This window comes from Stenotrophomonas sp. STEN009, from assembly GCF_056760395.1.
The window spans coordinates 1-24,182 of sequence record NZ_JBRRES010000043.1 but is presented as its reverse complement, the minus strand read 5'-3'; the positions used below and the strand labels follow the sequence as shown (position 1 = coordinate 24,182).

At 66.6% G+C, this 24,182-nt stretch carries 15 protein-coding genes; 5 read left to right on the top strand and 10 right to left on the bottom strand.

Annotated elements, in window-relative coordinates:
- Positions 1-72: 72 nt before the first annotated feature.
- Positions 73-984: a L2 family extended-spectrum class A beta-lactamase gene (blaL2, locus tag ACVOMM_RS16520; RefSeq protein ID WP_065182589.1), complete on the bottom strand. Its 912-nt coding sequence runs from the start codon at positions 982-984 to the stop codon at positions 73-75.
- 176 nt (positions 985-1,160) lie between these two features.
- On the opposite strand from blaL2, the gene ampR reads away from it, so the two are divergent.
- On the top strand, positions 1,161-2,024 hold the full coding sequence (ampR, locus tag ACVOMM_RS16515) for a LysR family transcriptional regulator AmpR (RefSeq protein ID WP_164153045.1): 864 nt from the start codon (positions 1,161-1,163) through the stop codon (positions 2,022-2,024).
- An 82-nt stretch (positions 2,025-2,106) separates the two neighbouring features.
- Here the strand turns inward: ampR and ACVOMM_RS16510 are convergent, their stop codons facing one another.
- Entirely contained in the window at positions 2,107-3,972 is a 1,866-nt protein-coding gene (locus ACVOMM_RS16510) for an ABC-F family ATP-binding cassette domain-containing protein (protein ID WP_164153044.1), read from the bottom strand.
- 335 nt (positions 3,973-4,307) lie between these two features.
- Between ACVOMM_RS16510 and ACVOMM_RS16505 the strand changes: the two genes are divergently transcribed.
- On the top strand, positions 4,308-6,695 hold the full coding sequence (locus ACVOMM_RS16505) for a TonB-dependent receptor plug domain-containing protein (RefSeq protein ID WP_065182588.1): 2,388 nt from the start codon (positions 4,308-4,310) through the stop codon (positions 6,693-6,695).
- Positions 6,696-6,874: 179 nt separating this feature from the next.
- A complete protein-coding gene (gene ybaL, locus ACVOMM_RS16500) occupies positions 6,875-8,572 on the top strand; it encodes a YbaL family putative K(+) efflux transporter (RefSeq protein ID WP_053519386.1) in 1,698 nt (565 codons plus the stop codon).
- Between the two features lie 181 nt (positions 8,573-8,753).
- Here the strand turns inward: ybaL and ACVOMM_RS16495 are convergent, their stop codons facing one another.
- The 3 genes from ACVOMM_RS16495 to ACVOMM_RS16485 form a co-directional block, all read right to left on the bottom strand.
- On the bottom strand, positions 8,754-10,040 hold the full coding sequence (locus ACVOMM_RS16495; protein ID WP_053519387.1) for an O-acetylhomoserine aminocarboxypropyltransferase/cysteine synthase family protein: 1,287 nt from the start codon (positions 10,038-10,040) through the stop codon (positions 8,754-8,756).
- A gap of 151 nt (positions 10,041-10,191) precedes the next feature.
- Positions 10,192-12,777 (bottom strand): ATP-dependent chaperone ClpB, encoded by a 2,586-nt coding sequence (gene clpB, locus ACVOMM_RS16490; protein ID WP_111187257.1) that lies wholly within the window; start codon positions 12,775-12,777, stop codon positions 10,192-10,194.
- Between the two features lie 191 nt (positions 12,778-12,968).
- Positions 12,969-13,790: a DUF3014 domain-containing protein gene (locus ACVOMM_RS16485; RefSeq protein WP_368865699.1), complete on the bottom strand. Its 822-nt coding sequence runs from the start codon at positions 13,788-13,790 to the stop codon at positions 12,969-12,971.
- 171 nt (positions 13,791-13,961) lie between these two features.
- On the opposite strand from ACVOMM_RS16485, the gene ACVOMM_RS16480 reads away from it, so the two are divergent.
- Entirely contained in the window at positions 13,962-14,672 is a 711-nt protein-coding gene (locus ACVOMM_RS16480) for a glutathione S-transferase (RefSeq protein WP_111187259.1), read from the top strand.
- Positions 14,673-14,698: 26 nt separating this feature from the next.
- On the opposite strand, the gene ACVOMM_RS16475 is transcribed toward ACVOMM_RS16480, so the two are convergent.
- The 5 genes from ACVOMM_RS16475 to ACVOMM_RS16455 all read right to left on the bottom strand — a co-directional run bounded on the left by ACVOMM_RS16475 (position 14,699) and on the right by ACVOMM_RS16455 (position 21,303).
- The gene (locus tag ACVOMM_RS16475) at positions 14,699-16,309 is read right to left on the bottom strand and encodes a SulP family inorganic anion transporter (RefSeq protein ID WP_481526509.1); all 1,611 of its coding nucleotides are present in this window, start codon (positions 16,307-16,309) and stop codon (positions 14,699-14,701) included.
- Between the two features lie 683 nt (positions 16,310-16,992).
- Positions 16,993-18,711: a thiamine pyrophosphate-dependent enzyme gene (locus ACVOMM_RS16470; RefSeq protein ID WP_180875516.1), complete on the bottom strand. Its 1,719-nt coding sequence runs from the start codon at positions 18,709-18,711 to the stop codon at positions 16,993-16,995.
- A gap of 109 nt (positions 18,712-18,820) precedes the next feature.
- Positions 18,821-19,081: an SH3 domain-containing protein gene (locus ACVOMM_RS16465; RefSeq protein ID WP_180875515.1), complete on the bottom strand. Its 261-nt coding sequence runs from the start codon at positions 19,079-19,081 to the stop codon at positions 18,821-18,823.
- 851 nt (positions 19,082-19,932) lie between these two features.
- Positions 19,933-20,784, bottom strand: coding sequence for an XAC2610-related protein (locus ACVOMM_RS16460; RefSeq protein ID WP_180875514.1), 852 nt, complete (start codon positions 20,782-20,784; stop codon positions 19,933-19,935).
- Positions 20,785-20,820: 36 nt separating this feature from the next.
- The gene (locus ACVOMM_RS16455; protein ID WP_053517005.1) at positions 20,821-21,303 is read right to left on the bottom strand and encodes a DUF3574 domain-containing protein; all 483 of its coding nucleotides are present in this window, start codon (positions 21,301-21,303) and stop codon (positions 20,821-20,823) included.
- Between the two features lie 215 nt (positions 21,304-21,518).
- Between ACVOMM_RS16455 and ACVOMM_RS16450 the strand changes: the two genes are divergently transcribed.
- Complete coding sequence (locus ACVOMM_RS16450; RefSeq protein ID WP_481526508.1) at positions 21,519-23,951, top strand: TonB-dependent receptor plug domain-containing protein; 2,433 nt, start codon at positions 21,519-21,521, stop codon at positions 23,949-23,951.
- Positions 23,952-24,182: the final 231 nt, after the last annotated feature.

The following is a 24,182-nucleotide window of genomic DNA, read 5'->3' as shown; positions in this document are numbered from 1 at the left end:
TGTGGTTTCGAACGCGCGCAGGATGCGCGCGCACGACCCTCGGAGCAAGCCCGGCCCGGAGACTGGCGGGCGTCAGCCGATCAGCCTGTCCGCGATGCGTCCAACCTGCGCCAGCACGCTGGCGCGTTGATCGTTGCGGATGTCCGCAGCCTGCAGGTAGGCCGTAATTACCCAGGGTGCCCCTCCCCCCATGGGCCACAACACGGCGGTGTCATTGCGTGCATCCTCGCCATTGCTGCCGGTCTTGTCGCCCACCCGCCAGCGCGCGCCCAGCCCTGCGCGCAGGCACGCATCGCCGGTTTCGTTGTCGATCAGCCAGTCGGCCAGTTGCTGGCGCGCGCCCGGCGCCAGCGCATCGCCCAGCACCAGCCGCTGCAGGGTCGCGGCCATCGCCGCCGGCGTGGTGGTGTCACGTGGATCACCCTCGGCGAAGCTGTTCAGTTCCGGCTCGAGACGATCGCTGCGGGTCACGCTGTCACCCTGAGCGCGCAGGAAGGCCGTCACGGCGGGCGGCCCGCCCACCACGTCGAACAACAGATTGGCCGCCGTGTTGTCGCTGGTGATGATCGTTGCCCGGCACAGGTCGCGTACGGTCAGATCCTTGCCGGCGTGGCGGCGCGCCACCGGCGCATGCGAGAGCAGGTCGGCCTCGCGCACCGGCACGCGCCTGTCCAGCAGCCCGGGCACGCGCCGGGACTGGTCCAGCACCGTGGCCGCCAGCACCGTCTTGAACGTGCTGCACAGCGGGAACCGCTCATCCTGGCGATGGCCGATGCGGCGACCGCTGGCGGTATCCAGCACGGTCACGCCAAGCCGGCCCGCGCAGGCCTTTTCCAGGGCGGCAAAGTCCGTGGCGGCGGCGATCGCGCCGGCCGCCGCCGACGTGCCAACGCCCCTGCCGGCAGCACGGGCGATCAGCGGCAGAGCCAGTGAAGACACCACTGCTGAAGTACTGAACTGAAGGAATCGTCGACGGGGCAACATGCAGGACCTCCGGAAAGTGAACCCGATTATCGAAAGCCCCCGCCGCGCCTGACCAGCGCGTTTTTTCAGCACGTGCCATCAATTTCATTCATGCCTAAGAAGGGCATTCAACGGAGATTCCACGAACCATCCGGATCCCGCTACGATCAGTCATCATTTCAGCTCACGGCTTTCCGATGCTGCATCCGACTCTGCCGCTCAACGCCCTGCGCGCCTTCGAAGCAGCGGCCCGCCACCAGAACTTCACCCGCGCCGCGCTTGAGCTGTGCGTCAGCCAAGCCGCGTTGAGCCATCAGATCCGGGGGCTGGAGGACCGGCTGGGGATCCGCCTGTTCCATCGCCTGCCTCGCGGCGTCGCCCTCACCGATGAAGGCGCCGCGCTGTTCCCGGTGCTCAACGAAGCGTTCGAGCGCATCTCGGCCAGCATCGCGCGCTACACGGGGGGAGCGGCCCGCGAAGTGCTGACGCTGGGCGTGGTGGGTACCTTCGCCACCGGCTGGCTGCTGCCACGCCTGGCCGCGTTCGAGGCCACGCATCCGGATATCGAGCTTCGCGTGCAGACGCACAACAACCGCATCGATCTTGCCGGCGAAGGCCTGGACCTGGCCATCCGCTTCGGTGAGGGCGACTGGCAGGGGCAGGCCTGCACGGCGATCCTGGATGCGCCGTTCGCACCGCTGTGCGCCCCCGCCCTGGCACGCCGGCTGAAACAGCCGCGTGATCTGGGCACGCTGCCGCTGCTGCGCTCCTATCGCAATGACGAATGGCCGCGCTGGCTGCAGGCGGCCGGGGTCAGCGGCGTGGAGGCGCGCGGGCCGATATTCGATTCGTCGCTGACCTTGGCCATGGCCGCTGCCGGAGGGGCCGGCGTGGCCCTGCTGCCGCTGCGCATGTTCGAACAGGAACTGGCGGAAGGACGGCTGCTACAGCCGTTCGCCACGACGCTGGAACTGGGCCGCTACTGGCTGACGAGGCTGCGCTCACGCGCCGAGCGTGAGCCTGCACGGCGCTTCCGCGAGTGGTTGCAGGCGCAGGGCTGATGCATGCGAGCGGTAGCGCCGGGCCAAGCCCGGCGAGCGCAGTACATCGGGAACACCACCGGGCATGGCCCGGCGCCCTCCATCAGGACTCCAGCAGTTCCATCCAGGCAGCTTCAGCCTTTTCCAGCTGCGCAGCGGCCGTTTCGCGATCACGGCCCAGCACGGCCATGCGGGTGCTGTCGGCATAGTTGGCCGGGTCCGCCAGTTGACGGTCCAGTTCGGCCAGGCCGGCTTCCAGCTCGGCCACCTTGGCTTCCGCCGCGGCCAGCTTGTGCGGATTCACCGGCTTCTTCTGCACGACCTGCGCCACCGGTGCGGTCTTGACCACCACCGGCTCTTCCACCTGCTCCATGCGCGCCTTGGTGCCCTGCGCCTGCGGACGGGTGCGCAGCCACGCAGCGTAGGCGTCGAGATCTCCGTCGAACGGCTCGACCACGCCATCGGCCACGCGCCAGTAGGTATCGCAGACCAGGCCGATCAGGTGGCGATCATGGGAGACCATCACGATCGCGCCTTCGAAGGTTGCCAGCGCTTCGGCCAGCGCCTCGCGCATTTCCAGGTCCAGGTGGTTGGTCGGTTCGTCCAGCAGCAGCACGTTCGGCTGCTGCCAGGCGATCAGCGCCAGCGCCAGGCGCGCACGCTCACCACCGGAGAAGCCATCGACCGGCTCGAATGCACGATCACCCGGGAAATTCCACTTGCCGAGGAAGTCGCGGAACGACTGGTTCGGCGCATCCGGCGCGATCTCGCGGAAATGCTCCATCGGCGACTGGCCTTCGTGCAGCGACTCGACCGTGTGCTGTGCGAAGTAGCCGATCTTCAGGTCCGGATGGGCCATGCGCTCTCCGGTAATCGGTGCCAGCTCGCCCACCAGGGTCTTCACCAGAGTGGTCTTGCCGGCGCCGTTGGGGCCGAGCAGGCCGATGCGTTGTCCCGCTTCCAGACCAAAGCCGACGTTGTGCAGGATCACGGCGTCCTGGCCATAGCCCGCCTCGACATGATTCAGGCGGATCAGCGAGAACGGCAGTTTGGCGGGCGGTGCGAACTCGATACGGAACTCGCGCTCGGCACGCACGGCCTCGGTACCGGCCAGCTTGGCCAGACGCTTCATGCGGCTCTGCGCCTGCGCGGCCTTGCTGGCCTGCGCCTTGAAGCGGTCGATGAAGCTCTGCAGATGGGCCCGCTCGGCCTGTTCCTTCTCGTGCGCGATCTGCTGCTGGCGCAGCTGCTCGGCACGTTGGCGCTCGAAATCGGTGTAGCCGCCCGGGTACAGCTTGGCGCCACCCCCATGCAGGTGCAGGGTGTGGGTGGCAACGTTGTCGAGGAACTCGCGGTCATGCGAGATCAGCAGCAGCGTGCCGGGGTACTTCAGCAGCCACTGTTCCAGCCAGTACACCGCATCCAGATCGAGGTGGTTGGTCGGTTCGTCGAGCAGCAGCAGGTCGCTGGGCATCATCAGCGCGCGGGCCAGGTTCAGGCGCACGCGCCAGCCACCGGAGAAGGAGGACACCGCGCGGTGGTGGGTCTCGGCCGGGAATCCGAGGCCGTGCAGCAGCTTGCCGGCACGTGCTTCGGCGTCATAGGCGCCCATCTCGGCCATCCGGGTATGGGCATTGGCCACCGCCTCCCAGTCTTCACGGGCGGTCGCATCGGCCTCTTCGGCCAGCACGGCGGCCACTTCCGTATCGCCACCGAGCACGAAGCTCAACGCCGGATCCGGCAGCGACGGGGTTTCCTGGGCCACGCTGGCAATGCGGACCTTGCCGGGCAGGTCGACGTCGCCCTTGTCGGCCTCCAGTTCGCCCTTCACCGCCGCGAACAGGCTGGACTTGCCGGCACCGTTGCGGCCGACCACGCCCACCCGGTAACCGGCATGCAGGGTCAGGTCGACGTTGGACAACAGCAGCCGCTCGCCGCGGCGCAAGGCGAAATTACGAAGCGAAATCATCGGGGGAGGGGTCCATATAACCGGATGGAATGTGCTGGTAAGCACTGTTCCTGCGACGCAATTCTAGCGTTAACGAATACTTGACGCGCCCCGGGATGCGCAGCGGCTGGCGTTTCCTCTCTCCCACGTCCTCACCGCACGCGTCCCGGGCCCCTCTCATGATGATGCCCATCGCGGCTAAATGGTTGCTGCTGCAACGTTTTTTCCGATGGCCGGCATTTGACAGGCACTGAATATCCCGTTAATTCCTATTTTGCGCACCGCAACAACCGTCGTCCGCTTCACCTCGTGATGTCGATACCGGTGCCGTCCCCGCCAACCGGAGTTCCGTCCCGATGACCCGCAAGACCAGCCTGATCGCCGCCGCCGTCGCTGTCGCACTCGGTGGCTCTCCGTTCCTCGCCGCCGCCCAGCAGAGCGGTACTGCCGCCAACACACTGGACACCGTGATCGTCACCGGTACCCGCGTGGCCGACCGCACGGTCGCCGAATCGCAGTCCCCGATCGACATCATCACCCCCGAGGTTCTGCAGTCCACCGGCACCAGCGAACTGGCCACCGCGCTGTCGCGTGCCCTGCCCTCGCTGAACTTCCCGCGCCCGGCCCTGACCGACGGCACCAGCGGCGTGCGACCGGCGCAGCTGCGTGGCCTGTCACCGGACCAGGTGCTGGTGCTGGTCAACGGCAAGCGCCGCCACACCTCCGCCATGATCAACGTCAACGGCAGCATCGGCCGCGGCTCGTCGGCGGTGGACATCAATGCGATTCCGATCGCCGCCATCGAGCGCGTTGAAGTGCTGCGCGATGGCGCTTCGGCGCAGTACGGCTCGGACGCCATCGCCGGCGTCATCAACATCGTGCTCAAGGGCAGCGGCAGCGGCGGCAGCCTGGCCGTCGACTACGGCCAGTATTCGGCCGGCGATGGCAACAAGTACCAGCTCTCCGGCGATACCGGCGTGGAGTTCGGCAGCGGCCGTGGCCGCCTGCACGTGGCCGGGCAGATCAGCCAGCAGGATGAAAGCAACCGCGCCGGTCCTTACCAGGGCAGCACACCGAACACCGGCAATTTCCCTGGCATCGGCGAGACGACCTTCGTGGTCGGCGATCCGCGTGTGGATGCGACCGCCGCCTCGGCCAACGCCAGCTTCGACTTCAGCGACCGCGTTACCGGCTACGCCAGCGCGTTGCTCAGCAACCGCGACATCACCTCGTTCGCGTTCTACCGCTCGCGCAACCACAGTGGGCAGGGCGCCCTGCTGGCCCAGATCTACCCCGACGGCTTCGTGCCGCAGATCAACCAGTACTCCAAGGACCGCTCGCTGGTGGCCGGCGTCAAGGGCAGCACCGACAGCGGCTGGACCTGGGACCTGAGCCTGAACCACGGCGAGAACACCCTGGATTTCCACACCCGCAACACCATCAACTACAGCCTGGGCACGGCCAGCCCGAGCTCGTTCTACGACGGCACGTTGAAGTACCAGCAGGACATCTTCAATGCCGACCTGACCAAGTCGCTGGACTGGGGCCTGGCCTATCCGGTGACGCTGTCCTTCGGTGGCGAGTACCGCAAGGAGAAGTGGGACCAGAACCCGGGCGAGCTGAATTCATACACCGGCAGCGGCGCGCAGGGCTTCGCCGGCTTCACCCCGACCAATGAAGTGCATACCGACCGCCACAACTATGCGGTCTACGCCGGCCTGGAAGCGGACCTGACCGAGAAGTTCTCCGCCGGCCTCACCGGGCGCTACGAAGACTATTCGGACTTCGGTGACCGTTTCTCCGGCAAGCTATCGGCACGCTACGCGTTCACCGACAAGGTCGCGCTGCGGGCCACCGCGTCCAGTGGCTTCCGCGCGCCATCGCTGGGCCAGCAGGGCTACCAGGCGGTGACCAGCACCATCATCAACGGTGACTTCTTCGAACGCGGCACTTTCCCCACCACCAGCCCGGCCGCACAAGCGCTGGGCGCCTCGCCACTGAAGGCCGAGACCTCCACCAGTTACAGCCTGGGCCTGGTGCTGCAGCCGGTGGACCGCCTGTACGTGACCGTCGATGCATACCAGATCGACATTGACGATCGCATCGCGCTGTCCTCCAACATCACCACCACGCCGGCTGCAGCCGCGCTGCTGGGCGGGCTGGGCCTGCCGCAGGTGACGGCCTTCTCGTACTTCACCAATGCACTGGACACGCGCACGCGGGGCGTGGACTTCGTCTCCAGCTATACCGTGCCCTTCAGTGCCAGCAGCCTGGAGCTGACGGCGGCCTACAGCTACAACGAAACCGAAGTGAAGCGGGTGAACGGGTCTCCGTCGGTGTTCCCGACGCTGGGTATCTCGCAGTCGCTGATCGGCCGCGATGAGATCGGCCGCATCGAGGACAGCTATCCGCGCGACAAGGCGATCCTCAGCGGCACCTGGCGCTCGGATCATTGGGAGCTGGGCCTGGCGGCCACACGCTACGGCAAGTTCACCGTGCGCAATTCGGCCACCGCGCTGCGTGACCAGACCTACGGTGATGCCTGGGTAGTGGATGCCTCGGCCAGCTACAAGCCGAGCAGCAACTGGACCCTGACCGTCGGCGCGGACAATCTGCTGGACAAGTATCCGGACCGGACGGCGGACCTGCAGAACTCGACCTTCGGCATGCTGCCGTACAGCAACTACTCGCCGTTCGGCTTCAACGGCGCGTATGTGTACGGGCGTATCCGGTACACCTGGTAAGCGGCACCGGTAACGCCGGGCCGCGCCCGGCGGCGCGGTGGAACCTGCATCCCTTCTGTTCCGGCAGAAGGGATCGGCCCTGTACTGCTCAAACCATCCGTTCCACCTGCCGGGTTTGCTGCATCTGGCCGCTTGGGTGAAAATCGGGACATCCCCCTCCCCGAACCCTGCGAGTGCCGATGCACCATGACACCGACCTGATCAACATCGTCGCCGTTGGCCTGGGGCTCGCCTTCATCTTCGGCGCGCTGGCCAACAAGCTGCGCTTGTCTCCCCTGGTCGGGTATCTGGTTGCTGGCATCTGCGTGGGGCCATTCACCCCGGGGTTCGTCGCCGACCAGGCGCTGGCCAACCAGCTGGCCGAACTGGGCGTGATGCTGCTGATGTTCGGCGTCGGCCTGCACTTCTCGCTGAAGGACCTGATGGCGGTCAAGGCCATCGCCATCCCGGGTGCCATCGGCCAGATCGCAGTGGCCACCCTGCTCGGCTGGGGCGTGGCGTGGTTGATGGGCTGGCCGACACTGCATGGGGTGATCTTCGGCTTCTCGCTGGCCACCGCCAGTACCGTGGTCCTGCTGCGGGCGATGGAAGAGCGCCGCCTGCTGGAGACCATGCGCGGCAAGATCGCAGTGGGCTGGCTGATCGTGGAGGATCTGGCCTGCGTACTGGCACTGGTGATGATGCCGGTGCTCGCCGGCGTGTTCGGCCCCGATGCGGCCAAGGAAACCCACACCGTCGGCAGCGTGCTGGCCGATCTGGGCTGGACGTTCGTGCAGCTTGGCCTGTTCGTGGCCGTGATGCTGGTGGTCGGTCGGCGGGTCATTCCCTGGATCCTCGAACGCATCGCCGGCACCGGCTCGCGCGAGCTGTTCACCCTGTCAGTGCTGGCGATCGCACTGGGCGTGGCCTTCGGTTCGGCCATGCTGTTCGGCGTGTCCTTCGCACTGGGCGCGTTCTTCGCCGGGATGCTGCTCAACGAATCGGAACTGAGCCACAAGGCGGCGCATGATTCGCTGCCGCTGCGCGATGCGTTCGCGGTGCTGTTCTTCGTTTCGGTGGGCATGCTGTTCGACCCCAACATCGTCGTGCAGCATCCGTGGCAGGTGCTGGCCACGGTGCTGATCATCATGTTCGGCAAGTCCGCCGCCGCCTTCTTCATCGTGCGCGCGTTCGGCCACCCCAGCAGCACCGCGCTGACCATCTCGGCCAGCCTGGCGCAGATCGGTGAGTTCGCCTTCATCATCGCCGGCCTCGGTGTCTCGCTGCAGATCCTGCCGAAGGAAGGACAGTCGCTGGTGCTGGCCGGTGCACTGGTGTCGATCATGCTCAACCCGCTGGTGTTCGGCCTGCTCGACCGCTGGCAGGCGAAGCAGGAGCAGCTGCCGCAGGCGCCGGAGCCGGAAGAAGCCACCGGGCCCTCGCGCGACCTGCATGACCACGCCATCGTGATCGGCTACGGCCGCGTCGGCAGCGAGCTGGCGCAGGTGCTGCGCGACCGCGGCGTACCGGTGCTGGTGATCGATGACAACAAGGACCATGTCGAGCGTGCACATGCCAGTGGCCTCGCGGCGATCCGTGGCAGCGCCGCGGCCGACCGGGTGCTGGCCGAGGCCCACCCGGAGCGCGCCAAGATCGCCGTCCTGGCCATTCCGCAGCCACTGGAAGCCGGCGAAGCGCTGGCCAAACTGCGCGCGATCAATCCCGAGCTGACCCTGCTGGCACGGGCACACAGCGATGCTGAAGTGAAGCACCTGCTGGAACATGGCGCCGATGGCACGGTGATGGCCGAGCGCGAGCTGGCCTATTCGCTGGCGGAGATGATCATGTCCACCCCGCCCTACCGGAATCTCGGCCAGCACAGCATTCCGGTGGTGTGAGGCAGGGCGGATGGCGTAGCGCCGGGCCATGCCCGGCGGCTGCCATGAAAAATCCCCGGTCGACCCGCATCGACCGGGGATAGGTAACACCAGTGCCACGCCTTGGAGAGGCAGCTCCACCGTAGCGCATCGCGGCGGCGGTGGTGATCGCCACTGGCGATGACGACCAAGCGCCTGGCTATCAGGCGCCGGCCAGCGCCTGCTGCAGGTCGGCCTGCAGGTCGCCGATGTGCTCGATGCCGATCGACAGCCGCACCGTGTCTTCGCTGACCCCTGCGCGGGCCAGTTCATCGGCATCCAGCTGGCGATGGGTGGTGGATGCCGGATGGGTGGCCAGCGACTTGGCGTCACCCAGGTTGACCAGCCGCGTGAACAGCTTCAGTGCGTCCAGGAAGCGGGCACCGGCCTCACGTCCGCCAGGGAGACCGAAGGTCAGCACGCCCGAGCCCTGCCCACGCAGGTAACGCTGTGCGCCCGCATGCTCAGGGTCATCCGGCAGGCCGGCATAGCGCACCCACGCCACCTTGGGATGCTGCTTCAGATACTGCGCCACGGCCAGCGCGTTGGCGTTGATCCGTTCCATGCGCAGGGCCAGGGTCTCGATGCCCTGCAGGATGAGAAACGCATTGAACGGCGACAGTGCCGCGCCGGTATTGCGCAGCGGTACCACCCGCGCCCGGCCGATGTAGGCGGCCGGGCCGAGGGCGTCGGTGTAGACCACACCGTGATAGCTCGGGTCCGGCTGGTTGAGACGGGCGAAACGCTGTGGCTGCGCCGTCCAGTCGAAGCGGCCCGAATCGATGATCGCTCCCCCCAGACTGTTGCCATGGCCGCCGAGGTACTTGGTCAGCGAGTGCACCACGATATCCGCGCCATGTTCGAATGGGCGCAGCAGGAAAGGCGTGGCAACCGTATTGTCGACAATCAAGGGCACGCCGGCGGCATGGGCGACTTCGGCAATCGCGGCGATGTCGGTGACATTCCCGCGTGGATTGCCGATCGACTCCACGAACACCGCCTTGGTACGGCTGTCGATGAGGGGAGCAAAGGCTGACGGATCGGCCGGATCGGCGAATCGCGCTTGGATGCCATACTGCGGCAGCGTATGCGCCAGCAGATTGAGGCTGCCGCCATACAGCGCACTGGCGGCGACGATGTTGTCGCCTGCTTCGGCGATGGTCTGGATCGCATAGGTGATCGCAGCCTGCCCGGATGCCAGCGCCAGCGCACCGATCCCGCCTTCCAGCGCGGCCAGACGTTGCTCCAGCACGTCGGTGGTGGGATTCATGATGCGGGTATAGATGTTGCCCTGCACCTTCAGATCGAACAGATCGGCGCCGTGCTGGGTGTCATCGAAGGCGTAGGCCACGGTCTGGTAGATGGGCACCGCCACTGCGCGCGTGGTCGGGTCGGGCCGGTAGCCGCCGTGCACGGCCAGGGTTTCCAGTTGCCACTGCGGATCACTCATCGCGTCAGGTTCCATCCGGGGAAACCTGCACGATAGGCGACCCCACCGCGCACGCTGAGAGCCGCTGGCGATGAGCCCGTAACCTGTGGCTATCAGGACCTGCCCGGCAGCCCGCAGGTTCCCGCCCCCATGGGCGGGAACCCGGCCGACATCAGGCCTTGGCGAACACCAGGTGACCGCCGTCGTTGCCGACCTCGATGGTGTCACCGTTGGCGAAGGCGCCCGACAGGATCTTCTGTGCCAGCGGATTCTCCAGCTGCGACTGGATCGCGCGCTTCAGCGGGCGTGCGCCGTATACCGGATCGAAGCCCACATTGCCCAGCAGGTCGAACGCGGCGTCGGACACCACCAGCTTCAGGCCGCGCTCGGCCAGCCGCTTCTCCAGCCCGCGCATCTGGATGCGCGCGATCTGCTTGATCTGCTGCTTGTCCAGCGGGTGAAACACCACGATATCGTCGAGGCGGTTGATGAACTCCGGACGGAAGTGCGCCTGCACCACCCCCATCACCGCGGCCTTCATCTGCATGTAGGCCTCCGGGCTGTCGTCACCGCTCATGTCCTGGATCTGGTGCGAGCCCAGGTTCGAGGTCATCACGATGACGGTATTGCGGAAGTCCACCGTGCGGCCCTGGCCATCGGTCAGGCGGCCATCGTCCAGCACCTGCAGCAGGATGTTGAACACGTCCGGATGCGCCTTCTCGACCTCGTCGAGCAGGATCAGCGAGTACGGACGGCGACGCACGGCTTCGGTCAGGTAGCCCCCTTCCTCATAGCCGACGTAGCCCGGAGGTGCACCGATCAGGCGGGCGACGCTGTGCTTCTCCATGAACTCGCTCATGTCGATGCGGACCATCGCGTCGGCGCTGTCGAACAGGAATTCGGCCAGGGACTTGCACAGTTCAGTCTTGCCGACGCCGGTCGGGCCCAGGAACAGGAACGAGCCGGCAGGCCGGTTCGGGTCGGACAGGCCCGCGCGTGAGCGACGCACCGCGTCAGACACCACCTTGATCGCCTCTTCCTGGCCGACCACGCGGTTGTGCAGCACCTCTTCCATCCGCAACAGCTTGTCGCGCTCGCCTTCGAGCATCTTGTTCACCGGGATGCCGGTCCAGCGCGACACGACCTCGGCGATCTCCTCGTCGGTCACCCGGTCCTGCACCAGCTTGAAGTCCTTGTGCTCGGCTTCCTGGGCAGCCGCCAGCTGCTTTTCCAGCTGGGGCAGCAGCCCATACTGGATCTCGCTCATCCTGGCGAAATCCTGCCGGCGCTGCGCGGCTTCCAGCTCCAGCTTGGCCTGCTCCACCTGCTCCTTGATCTTCGTTGCGCCCTGCAGCGCGGCCTTCTCCGACTTCCAGATTTCATTGAGGTCGGAGAATTCGCGCTCCAGCACCTCGATGTCATTTTCCAGATCGGCAAGGCGCTGCCGCGAGGCATCGTCCTTCTCCTTCTTCAGCATTTCGCGCTGGATCTTCAGCTGGATCACGCGCCGCTCCAGCCGATCCAGTTCCTCGGGCTTGGAGTCGATCTCCATGCGCAGGCGCGAGGCGGCCTCGTCCATCAGATCGATGGCCTTGTCCGGCAGCTGGCGGTCGGTGATGTAGCGGTTGGACAGCGTGGCCGCAGCAACGATAGCCGGGTCGGTGATTTCAACGCCGTGGTGCAGGGCGTACTTCTCCTTCAGCCCACGCAGGATGGCAATGGTGTCCTCCACCGAAGGCTCGCCCACGAATACCTTCTGGAAGCGGCGTTCCAGTGCGGCATCCTTCTCGATGTACTTGCGGTACTCGTCCAGCGTGGTGGCACCAATGCAGTGCAGCTCGCCGCGCGCCAGCGCCGGCTTCAGCATGTTGCCGGCGTCCATCGCACCGTCGGCCTTGCCGGCCCCGACCATGGTGTGCAGCTCATCGATGAACAGGATGATCTGCCCTTCGTTCTTGGCCAGGTCGTTCAATACGCCCTTCAGTCGCTCCTCGAATTCACCGCGGAACTTGGCGCCGGCGATCAACGCGCCCATGTCCAGTGACAGCACGCGCTTGCCGCGCAGGCCCTCGGGCACTTCGTCGTTGATGATGCGCTGGGCCAGCCCTTCCACGATCGCGGTCTTGCCCACGCCGGGTTCGCCGATCAGCACGGGGTTGTTCTTGGTCCGGCGCTGCAGTACCTGGATGGTGCGGCGGATTTCCTCGTCACGGCCGATCACCGGGTCCAGCTTGCCGCTCTCGGCGCGCGCGGTCAGGTCGATGGTGTACTTCTCCAGCGCCTGGCGCTGCTCTTCGGCGTTCTCCGACTGCACGTTCTCGCCGCCGCGCAGCTTGTCGATCGCCGACTGCAGGCGCGCCTTGTCGGCACCGGCGGCGCGCAGCGCCATGCCAAGCGTGCCGCCATCCTCCAGCGCCGCCAGCACGAACCACTCACTGGCGATGAAGGCATCGCCGTGCTGCTGGGCCAGCTTGTCGGTGTGGTTGAGCAGGCGGTTGAGATCATTGCCGATCGACAGGTTGCCGGCCTGCCCGGACACCTTCGGCAGCGCGTCCAGCGCCTCGTCCAGGCGCTCGCGCAGCACCGGTACATTGACACCGGCCTGCGCCAGCAGCGGGCGCGTGCTGCCGCCCTGCTGGTCCAGCAGTGCGCTGAACACGTGGACCGGTTCGATGATGCTGTTGTCGCGGCCCACGGCCAACGACTGCGCGTCCGCCAGCGCCTGCTGGAAACGCGAAGTGAGCTTGTCCATCCGCATTGCGAATCCTCATCGGTCGTCAGTGCCGGCCCGTGCCGGCGATGCTGGAAAGATGCGGTTGCACCACCCGGTTTCAAGGGCGGCTGCGACTGCACCCCGGGGCCAGTCAGCCTGGGGCCAGCATGCCGGAACGGGTGTGGTCGGCGCGTTGATCCGGATCAGTACGCATGGCGGGCCGCGCCCGCGATCGCTCAGCGCGCGATCGCGCCGCGGATCGCCCGGAGCTGCTGCTTGACCGCCCGCGATTGCGCCACACCCATGCGCAGCAGGGCCTTCTGGCCAATCGAGAGCGCCTGCAGATCCGGATCCACGAAGCGGTAGCGGCCCCGTTCATCGCGTTGAACGAGGGGCGCCTGCTGCGGCTCCGGGGTCTCCAGCAGATGGTCGATCACCGCCACCAGGCGATCATTGAAGTAGCCCTCTGGCCGCCCAAGATCGACATAGGCCTGCTGGATCAACGGGTAGAAGCGCTTGTACGCCGTAGCCGTTGCCGCCGGGTCCAGCGCGGTGAATGCCTGCACATAGGGCGCATAGCGCGCGGCGTTGCTGGCGGCGATGCGTTCCCCGCCCTCGCCCGGCTCGACCTGCAGGCTCCCCGGCAGAGGCCGCGCGGCCAATGCGGTCGGCGGAACACTGGGCTTGTCCAGATTGTCGACCTGGGTCACCAGGCGCTGGATCAGGTGATCGCGCAGCAGCAGGGTGAGCGGCCCCTCCCCCTGGAACAGCTGGCTCAATGCGCTCCAGGCCGCGATATCGCTGTCGGCCAGTTTCGGCAGCGCGGGATCGGCCGCGGCTTCGGTGTCCAGCGGATGCTGGATGGCGGGCGGCGCCGGTGCGGTTTCCGCGGCCGCCTTCGGTTGTGGCGGTGCGCCAGCACTGGCGGGGGGCGACTGCACCGGCACCGGGACACCGTCCGCCAGGCTCTTGAGCTGATCGCGGAACAGCCAACCGCCCGCGCCACCGATCACCACCACACCCAGCACCCAGGGCCATACCGCCTTTCCACTCTGCATGATGCAGTCCCTCGTTTTCCATCTGCATGGACAAGGTGTGACCCTCTCGATTCCCGAGGGTTCCCCGCGTGTTCCGCTGCCGTTGGGGTTGGCGCCGCACGCAGGGCACGCTCACGCCTGCTTTGCGCGCGCTGCGCGAGGCTGTGCATCTTGTCGTGGGGAGACCGTGTCATGCACTACGCGTTGTACTACTGGACCGGCATCCAGGGACGTGGCGAATTCGTACGATTGGCCTTGGAAGACGCTGGCGCCGACTACATCGACATGGCGCGGATACATGGCGACGCCGTGATGCAGCCCTTTCTCGATGGCCACAGTGAGGGCGCGCAACCGTTCGCCCCCCCGTTCCTCAAGGCGGGGCGACAGGTCATCGCGCAGGTCGCAGCGATCCTGGATTTTCTCGGCCCCACCCTGGATCTGGTGCCGCAGGCCGCGTCGCGGCGCATGCAGGCGCTGCAGTTGCAGCTGACCATTGCCGACCTGGTGGCTGAAGTACACGACACCCACCATCCGATTGCCACGTCGAAGTACTACGAGGAACAGAAGACCGAAGCCAACGCACGTGCGGCGTCATTGCGCAGCGAGCGGCTGCCGAAGTTCCTCGGCTATTTCGAGCAGGTGCTGGCGGCCAACGGTGGCCGCCATGCACTGCGCGAGCACTCCTACGTGGATCTGTCGCTGTTCCAGCTGATGAGCGGGCTGGACTACATGTTCCCGCGCCGGATGCAGGCACTCACGCCGCGCCTGCCCCTGCTGCGGGCACTGCAGGAGCGGGTGGCGAAGCGACCGAACATCGCTGCCTATCTCGCGTCGGAGCGGCGATTGGCGTTCAACACCAACGGCATCTTCCGCCACTACCCCGAGCTGGACGGAGAGCGGTAGCGCCGGGCCATGCCCGGCGTCACCGGTCAATGATCGGCGCGATCACCCAGCGGCTTCACCGCCTGCTTCTGCAGCGACAACAGCCCCAGCAGCAGTGCCAGCGCCACGTAAGCCCACGCAAACTGCCAGCTGATGGTACGCGCCAGGCCTTCAAGGTCCCACGGCAGATAGATGCCGCCGCGCGGATCCACCGAGTGGATCAGGCCGAACAGGGTCAGCACAGCCGCCACCAGCAGGAAGCCGCAGGCGCGGCGCAGACGGCCGTCAACCATCGCGGCCACGGCGGAAATCCACAGCATCGAGGTGATGATGAAGCCGTTGCCCAGAGTGAAGATCACCGCCAGTTCCGGCAGGCCGTGTCCATCGAGCGTGGTCAGCAGCTGCGGCAGCTGGTCCGGTGCGATCCAGCCCGCCGCCTTGATCGCCAGCAGGTAGGCCATCGAAGGCAGGAAGCCGAACACCATCGCTCCGGCGTGCTGTCGCGGTGTGGCCTGGAAGGCCTGGGTGGTGATGTCGATGGCGACGTACACGATGATCGGCGCCAGCACCGCCAGCGGCAGCCACTGCACCAGCCCGGAAATGATGCTCAGCATGCCGCCGATGCCGACGAACAGGCCCGTCAGCAGCGTGTACCCGCTGCGTGCGCCCATGTGCTTGTATGCAGGCTGGCCGATGTAGGGGGTGGTCTGCGCGACACCGCCGCAGACACCGGCCACCAGCGTGGCCACCGCTTCCACCAGCAGGATATCGCGGGTGCGGTAATCATCCCCGGCCGCGCGCGCGCTCTCGGACACGTTGATGCCACCGACCACCATCAGCAGGCCGAACGGCAACAGCAGCGGCAGGTAGGTCATTGCCGTGGGCAGGCCGTCCAGGAAGCCCAGCGTCGGCAGCGGCAGCACCACCTGCGGCGGCGTCCACGCCGGCACGTGGAAGCCGGGGGCCCCCAGTCCCGCCAGACCGAGGCCGTAGTACAGGACGGTGCCGAACACGAATGCCAGCAGCACACCCGGGCCACGCACCGGCAGCCGGCCCTTGGCGATCAGCACATACAGCAGCAGGCCCAACGTGGTGAAGCCGACCAGTGGCGAACGCAGGGTTTCCAGCAACGGCAGCAGGCCCATCAGTACAAGCGCGATGCCGGCGATAGAGCCGAGCAACGCTGCACGCGGCAGCGCGCGGGTGACGGCTTCGCCGAAGAAGGAGAGCACCAGCTTGAGCGCGCCCATGATGACCAGCGCCGCCATGCCCAGCTGCCAGGTCGCAATGCCGGCGGCATGCGGGTCCATGCCCTGCTGCTTGAACGCGACGAACGCCGGACCGAGCACCAGCAACGCCATGCCGATGCTGGTGGGTGCATCCAGTCCCAGCGGCATCGCGGTGACGTCATCACGCCCTGTGCGTGCCGCCAACCGGCGCGCCATCAGCGTGTACAGCAGATTGCCGATCAGCACGCCAAAGGCGGTACCGGGAAACATTCGGCCGAACACCACGTCGGCGGGAAACTGGAAGATGCCGACCAACGCCATGGCGATGAAGCCGAGGATGGAGAGGTTGTCGACGACCAGGCCGAAGAAGCCATTGAAGTCACCGGCGACGAACCAGCGACGCGGTGCGGCGGAAGCGGGAGCGGACATGGAAGGGGCGATGGGGGTGGGGAGCGCCGATGGTAGGCCCAGCGGGGCCGGCGCGCCAATTCCACGGTGGAATGATGGGTTCCAGCCAACGGCAGGGCCCCTCGTGGCTGGACGCAAATCGCAGATTCCCGGGCTGGCCCGTGGGGGTGGGGGGGAGGGGGGGGGCCCGGGGACCCCCCCCAGGGGGGGTGGGCCCGGCGAACCCCCCCCCGCCCCCCCCCCCCCCCCGGCCCCTGACAGTTTCCCGCGTGTGCCAGCCACGGAAGAGAATCAAAAGATCAAAAGCAAAGGCAGGCTCTCGTTGTAGCGCCGAGCGCATGCTCGGCTGCCATACGCGAAGCCTCTGAGCCGAGCATGGCTCGGCTACAGAAGATCATCCCGATCACTCCTTCGTTCATCCACGCATGGCGTGGATCTACCGTGTCGACCAAGGTCGACACCCATCAGGCAACAGCCATGCCATTCCGACAGATCACAGGAATCTGTCGAAGGCGGGGGGGGGGGGGGGGGGGGGGGGGGGGGGGGGGGGGGGGGGGTGGGGGGGGGGGGGCCACCCCCCATTGGGGGTTTTCGGGGCCCCCCCCCAACCCCCCCCCCCCCCGCCATCCCCCAGATAACCCGCTTCTGCTCTGGCTCTGGCTCGTAGCAGGTGCAGGGCGCAGCCCTGCATAAAACCCCAACCCTCACTTCTTCAGGAAGTTGTCCACCAGCAGATGCTTCACGTCGTCGAAGCGGCCATTCAACACCGCCTTGGCCGCATACAGGGCCGTACCCGCCACCTGTTTGGCCTCGATCTGCGGCGGCATCACCAGCTCCGCCCGGCTGGTATGCACGTCCAGCAATGCCGGACCGCGCTGGGCGAGGAAGTCCTGTACGGCCTCCTCCAGGTCCTCGCTGCGGGTGACCGTGCGGCCATGGAAACCGATCACCTCGGCCAGACGGCCGAAATCCGGATTCTTCAGATCGGTGTAGTTGTCCAGCAGCCCTTCCACCTTCTGCTCCAGCTCCACGAAGTTCAACGAACCGTTGTTGAACACCACCACCTTGATCGGCAGCTTCTCCTGCACGGCGGTCAGCAGATCGCCCAGCAGCATCGCCAGGCCACCATCGCCCGACAGCGAGATCACCTGCCGGCCCGGGAACGCCTTCTGCAGGCCCAGCGCCTGCGGCATCGCATTGGCCATCGTGCCGTGCAGGAGACTGGTAAGCGTGCGGCGACGGCCATTGACGCGGATATGCCGCAGCACCCACACCATCGGCGAGCCACCGTCGGCGGTGAACAACGCATCGTCGCTGGCGTATTTCGACAGCAGCGCGGTCAGGTGCTGCGGATGGATCAGTTCGCCCTCGCCCGGCTGCTCCTCCTGCTCACGCTTGGCCAGCGCCTTGTCGCGACGCTCGATGCACTCGTCGAGGAACGTGCTGTCCTCGCGGGGTGGCAGCATCGGCAGCAGTGCATCCAGCGTCGGTGCGATGTCACCCACCACGCCCAGGTTCACCGGATGGCGGCGACCGAGATGGCTGCCATCGCGATCGACCTGGATGATCGTCGCCTTGTCCGGATAGAACTGCCCCCAGGCAAAATCGGCGCCGAGCAGCAGCAGCGTGTCGCACTCCATCAGGGTGTGGAACCCGGATTCGATGCCGAAGATGCCGGTCATGCCCATGTTGTACGGGTTGTCCGGCTCGACGAAGTCCTTGGCACGCGAGGTGTGCGCGATCGGGGCCTGCAGGCGCCGGGCCAGTCCCAGCAGCTGCGCATGGGCGCCCTGGCAACCGGCACCGGCATAGATGCCGATGCGCTTGCCCTGCCCCAGCAACCCGGCGATGCGCTGCAGCTCGCCATCCGACGGGCGCAGCACCGGCTGGGCGTAGTGCACCGAGAACGGCACATCGTGCTTCACCTCGGCCTGGCTGATGTCGGCCGGCAGGATCACCACCGCCACGCCGCGGCGGCTGATCGCCGCCTGGCAGGCCAGGGCGACCACGCGTCGTGCCTGCGCCGGGCTGTGCACCTGTTCGCAGAACACCGTGCAGCTGCCATAGACCGCCTTGAAATCCACTTCCTGGGGGAATTCCATGCCCAGTTCGCTGGTCACCACCTGGCTGGCGATCAGCACCATCGGTGCGCGGTTGCGGTTGCTTTCAAAGATGCCATTGATGAAATGCAGGCCGCCGGGACCGCAGGAGCCGGCACAGGCCGTCAGCTCGCCGCTCACCAGCGAGTCGGCGCCGGCGGCGAAGGCGGCCACCTCTTCGTGGCGCACATGTACCCATTCGATTTCGCTGCGATGCAGTGCATCGGTGACGTGGTTCAACGTGTCGCCGACGATGCCATAACAGCGGCGGACACCCGCCTGCTGCAGGGTATCGACAACGATCTCGGCAACGCGCTTGCTCATCGGATGCATCCTCGAACGGGGGAACGTCCGAGGCTAGACCCGACGAGGTGATGCCTTCGTGGGCAAGCCACGCATCGCCTCGACAGGCAAACTGCAGAGCGATATCGGGTCAATCGTTGACGTTGATCCAGCCCACCACCGCGCCGCTCTTCGGGTTGCGGTACCGCACCTTCAGCCAACCCTCGTGTTCATCCAGCAGTTCCACGCGGTCGCCCTGCAGCAGGTAACGCCGGGTGCTGGGCGCACCGGGCCGGTCGAACAGGGACAGGCGCGCGGGTACCACGCGGGCTGTCAACGCAACCAGCGGGCTGCCGTTGTCGGGCACAGCCAGTCCGTCATTGATCGCTTGCTCTTCAATCTCTGCGCTCACCGAGTAGCCGGTCCAAACGGCTAGCGGGCCATCAAACCGCGTTGCCTCCAAGCTCAGCACTTCTCCGTCCAACCTGGGCAACGCAAGCATACGCTCGGAGCGGTAAAGGTACAGAACTCCGTTGGAAGGACGGTATACATCAACACGCCAGGTGGCACTTCGGCAGCTACTACGGAGCACCTGATTCTCGGAATCCAGTTCGATCCAGCCGAACTCCCCGCAACTTCGCCTGGCCTTCCGGATGATTGGCAGGGGCATGAACCTGCCAAGAGTCCGATCAAATTTATAGACACGCGTTGAAAAATTGACCATTCCAACAGGTATCTGCACTACCAGATCAAGCTGACCGTCAAAGTCCACATCCAACGCCGTCAGTTCTGTTTCAGAGTCTGGCGACTCCGATGGAGCCCGTGGCAGCTGCTGTGTCGCGCCGGAGGGCAGCCGGACCTGGATGCCCCCGTCAGGTTGATGAAAGACCGTTACCGGTGTTGCTGGCGCTACCTCGAACGATAGCGGCGCTTGTCCCACGAGTGGCTTCGACAAGGCCGTACCCGGCTGAAGAAGCCCAATCTGGAGAAGAATCAGCGAAATCAGCGCAGCAACCGTCTGCGGGCTCACTCTTTCAAGCAGCCACTTCAGTCGCGACGCTAAACCGATCCCCATTGTCATTGGAACGCCTGTGGAGAAACCGGCCTTTCAGCCGCCACCACGATCATGTGCCGGAGCACCCGGCAGTTCCATGCAAGAAATCCGAAATCGCTTCCCGTATCGAGGGGACTGCGGTCCTGCAAGCAAGAGAAATCCCAGTCAGCAATCCCTCGGCTGCACAGGCGCCTGTCAGTTCAGTTCAATCAATCGTTGACGTTGATCCAGCCCACCACCGCGCCGCTCTTCGGGTTGCGATACCGCACCTTCAGCCAACCCTCGTGTTCATCCAGCAGTTCCACGCGGTCGCCCTGCAGCAGGTAACGCTGGGTGCTGGGCGCACCGGGCCGGTCGAACAGGAACAGGCGCGCCGGCACCACGGTGGCCTGCTGGCTGCGCAGCGGGCCGTCGGGCGGTGCGCCCAGGCCATCAGCGATCGCGCTCTCCAGCACACGACCGGTGGGATCAAAGGTGCGCCAGACCGCCGACGGGCCCTGCTCGTCGGCCGGCACCCACCGCAGTGCGGCGTTCAGGGCATCGCCCAGCATCAAGACGCGCTCGGCGCGATACAGATAGAGTTTCGCGCCTGCAAACCGGTACTGGTCCGTGTACCACATCGGGCCGCTGCGGCAGCTGCTGGTCAACGTGCGCGTGGCGGCATCAATGGTGAGCCCCATCAGGCCGCCGCAGTTGTCACGCCCATGGGTTTCGGCCTGCAGCGCGCGGAAACCACCGCTGGCCGGATCGTAGCGATACACCGCCACCGCTTCATTGACCATGCCGACCGACGCCCGCGCAACCAGCTCCGGGCGCCCATCGAAATCAACATCCTCGGCTGACAACCGCGAATTGCCGTCGACGTCCGGGGCACCCGTCAGGCTCAGCCGCTTGCCAGAGGGCAGCAGCTGCACGGCAATGCTGCCGTCCTCCGCCACCTCAGCCTGCACGCCAATGCCAGGTGCCGCCTCGAAGCGCAGCGGCGCATCGCTGTCAGCAGCGTGCGCCAGCGGTACCAGCAGGCCCGCCAGCAGGCCAATCACGGTGTCCCTGTGTCTCATCGTCGTTGCCTGCGGCGCCAGGGCGGCGCCTCCCGGTCAGAACGATACGTCAACGGCCTGTCGCGACCACAGCACCGACTGGTGCCCGGTCTGCTGCTTCCACGCCAGGCGGATGGCTTCGATGTCGGCACGACGCTGCGGGCTGTCTTCGTGCAGCACCACCAGTACCTTGGTGCGCAGGCGGTTCGGCGCAGCGTCACCCCGGAACAGCCACTGGCCGTAGGCATCGAACACGGTCAGGCCATCGGGGAAGCGCGGGGTCACTTCCTTGTCCAGGAACGTCCGCCACTGCGCCTCGCTGATGGTGTCGGCCTGCGGTCGGTTGCCGGCGCCCTGCTCCTCGCCCACCCCGAAGTACAGCTCGCTGCGCACCCAGCCCTGGCCAGCGGACGGGCGTGCGGCATCCCCCTTCAGTTCAGCGGTCGTGGCCGTAGCGTAGGCGCTGGGCGCCTGCGAGGAGAGGCTGGCGCAGCCACTGGCGGCGAGCAGAACGGCGAAGGCAAGGCCAAGGTGTTTCATCGGTACAGCTCCGGGGAAGGGGGACAGTGCGAGCCGGCAGCGTACAGCGCCACCGGCCCGGCGTGCTGATGCCAACAGGGCATCAGCTCATGCCGGACCGGCAGGGGCTTGCATCAGCACCGGTCATCACGCGAAGATAATATATCGCTTCATCCGGATGGATGTAAGTAAAACTATCTCCCCCCTTCCCCGTCGTCGTTGTTGCTGGAGCCCCCATGTCCGCCCGCCTGCCCGCGTCGCCGCTCGGCCTCGCCATTGCCCTTGCGCTCTCCCCCATCGCCCCGGCCCTGGCCCAGGACGCCACCAACCTCGACACCGTGATCGTCACCGGCACCCGTGCCGCCGACCGCACGGTGCTCGAATCCACCTCGCCGGTGGATGTGCTTACCGCCGAGGACATCCGCAAGGCCGGCGTGGTCAACGGCGAACTCGGCAGTGCGCTGCAGGCGCTGTTGCCGTCGTTCAACTTCCCGCGCCAGTCCAATTCCGGTGGCGCCGACCACGTCCGCGCCGCGCAGCTGCGCGGCCTGTCGCCGGATCAGGTACTGGTGCTGATCAACGGCAAGCGCCGCCACCACACCGCCCTGGTCAACACCGACAGCAAGATCGGCAAGGGCACCACGCCGGTCGACTTCAATGCCATCCCTGTCAGCGCGATCAAGCGCATCGAAGTGCTTCGCGACGGTGCCGGCGCGCTGTATGGCTCCGACGCCGTGGCAGGTGTCATCAATGTGATCCTCGACAATGGTGGCGACGGCGGCGAGATCGAAGCCAGCTACGGTGCAAATCACACCGATCTGAAGCCGATCGGCCGCACCCTTACCGATGGGCAGGCCGGCAACATCAGCGCCAAAGTGGGCACCTCGCTGGGTGAGGACGGTGGCTTCCTGCGCGTCGGCCTGGAGTACAAGCACCGCAACGGGACCAACCGCGCCGGCTTCGACCAGATTCCACCGTGGGACCAGACCCCGGACAACCTGGCACTGCAGGGCAAGCGCAACTACGTGCTGGGCGATGGTGAGAGCAAGGACATCAACCTGTGGCTCAACACTGAAATCCCGGTCGGCCAGACCTCCACCTTCTACGCGTTCGGTACCTTCAACCAGCGTGACACCGAAGGCGCGAACTATTTCCGCTACCCGGACGGCGAGGCCAACTGGAAGGAGGTCTATCCGAACGGTTACCGGCCGGTCTCCGAAGGCGAGAACCGCGACGTGCAGGCGGTCGCCGGTGTGCGCGGCCAATGGGGTGAGTGGAGCTACGACGGCAGCCTGGACCATGGCCAGAACGATTTCACCTATCGCCTGCGTGATTCGCTCAACGCCTCATTGGGCCCGGCCAGCCCGACACGCTTCAAGACGGCTGATTATGAGTACGCTCAGACCGTCGGCAACCTGGACCTGAGCCGTGTGTTCACCCAGAGCGACAGCATCAGCCATACGCTGGGCCTGGGCGCGGAAGCGCGCCATGAGCGCTACCAGACCCGTCCCGGCGACCCCGCCAGCTATGCGGCCGGCCCGTTTACCAACCGTCCCACCGGCTCGCAGGCCGGCGGCGGCCTCACGCCGCAGGATGCCGCCACCCTGTCGCGCGATGTGGCCAGCGCCTATGCCAGCCTGTCCAGCCAGTTCGGCGATCACTTCTCCAGCGACCTGGCTGCGCGCTACGAGCACAGCGATGATTTCGGCGGCGAACTGACCGGCAAGCTCGGCCTGCGTTACCAGTTCACCCCGGCCTTCGCCCTGCGTGGCGCGATCTCCAACAACTTCCGCGCCCCGTCGCTGGCACAGATCGGCTACGAGTCGACCTCCACTGGCTACAACGCCGGCGGCCAGCTGGTGCAGGGCCGGCTGCTGTCGGTCAACAATCCGATTGCCCGCGGCCTGGGCGCGCAGGACCTCAAGCCCGAAAAGTCGATCAACACGTCGCTGGGCTTCACCAGCCGCATCGGCGAGCACTTCGACCTGTCGCTGGACTTCTTCCAGATCGACATCGATGACCGCATCGCGCTGTCCGAAAGCATCACCGGCGATGCGCTGACCGATTATGTCGCCGCCAACTACGGCGTCAGTGGCCTGCAGAGCGCCAGCTTCTTCGTCAATGCCGCCGATACACGTACCCGTGGCGCCGAACTGGTCAGCAACTGGCGGCAGGCGCTGGGCAACGGCCAGCTGCTGCTGACCGGCACTTACGCCTATACCAAGACCACGCTGAAGAACGTGCTGGCTACCCCTGCACAACTGCAGGCGCTCGATCCGGACTATGTGCTGTTCGGCATCGAAGAGACCAACACGCTGACCGACGCCACCCCGCGCACGCGCGGCAGCGTCTCTGCAGCATGGAGCAATGACCGCTGGTCACTCAGCAGCCGGGTGAACCGCTATGGCAGCGTCACCCGTGTCTTCAACTTCGGTGACGGTTACATTCCGCGCCAGACCTACCAGGCCGAATGGCAGCTGGATGCAGAAGTGGAGTATCGCATCAGCGCCCGATGGAGCGTGGCCATCGGCGGACAGAATCTGACCGACAACTACCCGGATCGATCCAATGAGGACATCCATTACTTCGGCAATCTGCCCTACGACGTGCTTTCGCCGATCGGCAGCAACGGCGCCTACTACTACGGCCGCGTCCGTTACACGTTCTGACCGCGGCTGACGCGTGTCTGCGGTGGTGGGGGCCGGGGGGGCGCCCGGGCCCCCCCCCGGGGCGCGCCCGGGGGGCCGCCACCCCCCCCCCCCCCCCCCCCCCCCGCGGGGCCGGGGGGCGCCCCCCCCCCCCCCCCCCCCCCCCCCCCCCCCCCCCCCCCCCCCCCCCCCCCCCCCCCCCCCCCCCCCCCCCCCCCCCCCCCCCCCCCCCCCCCCCCCCCCCCCCCCCCC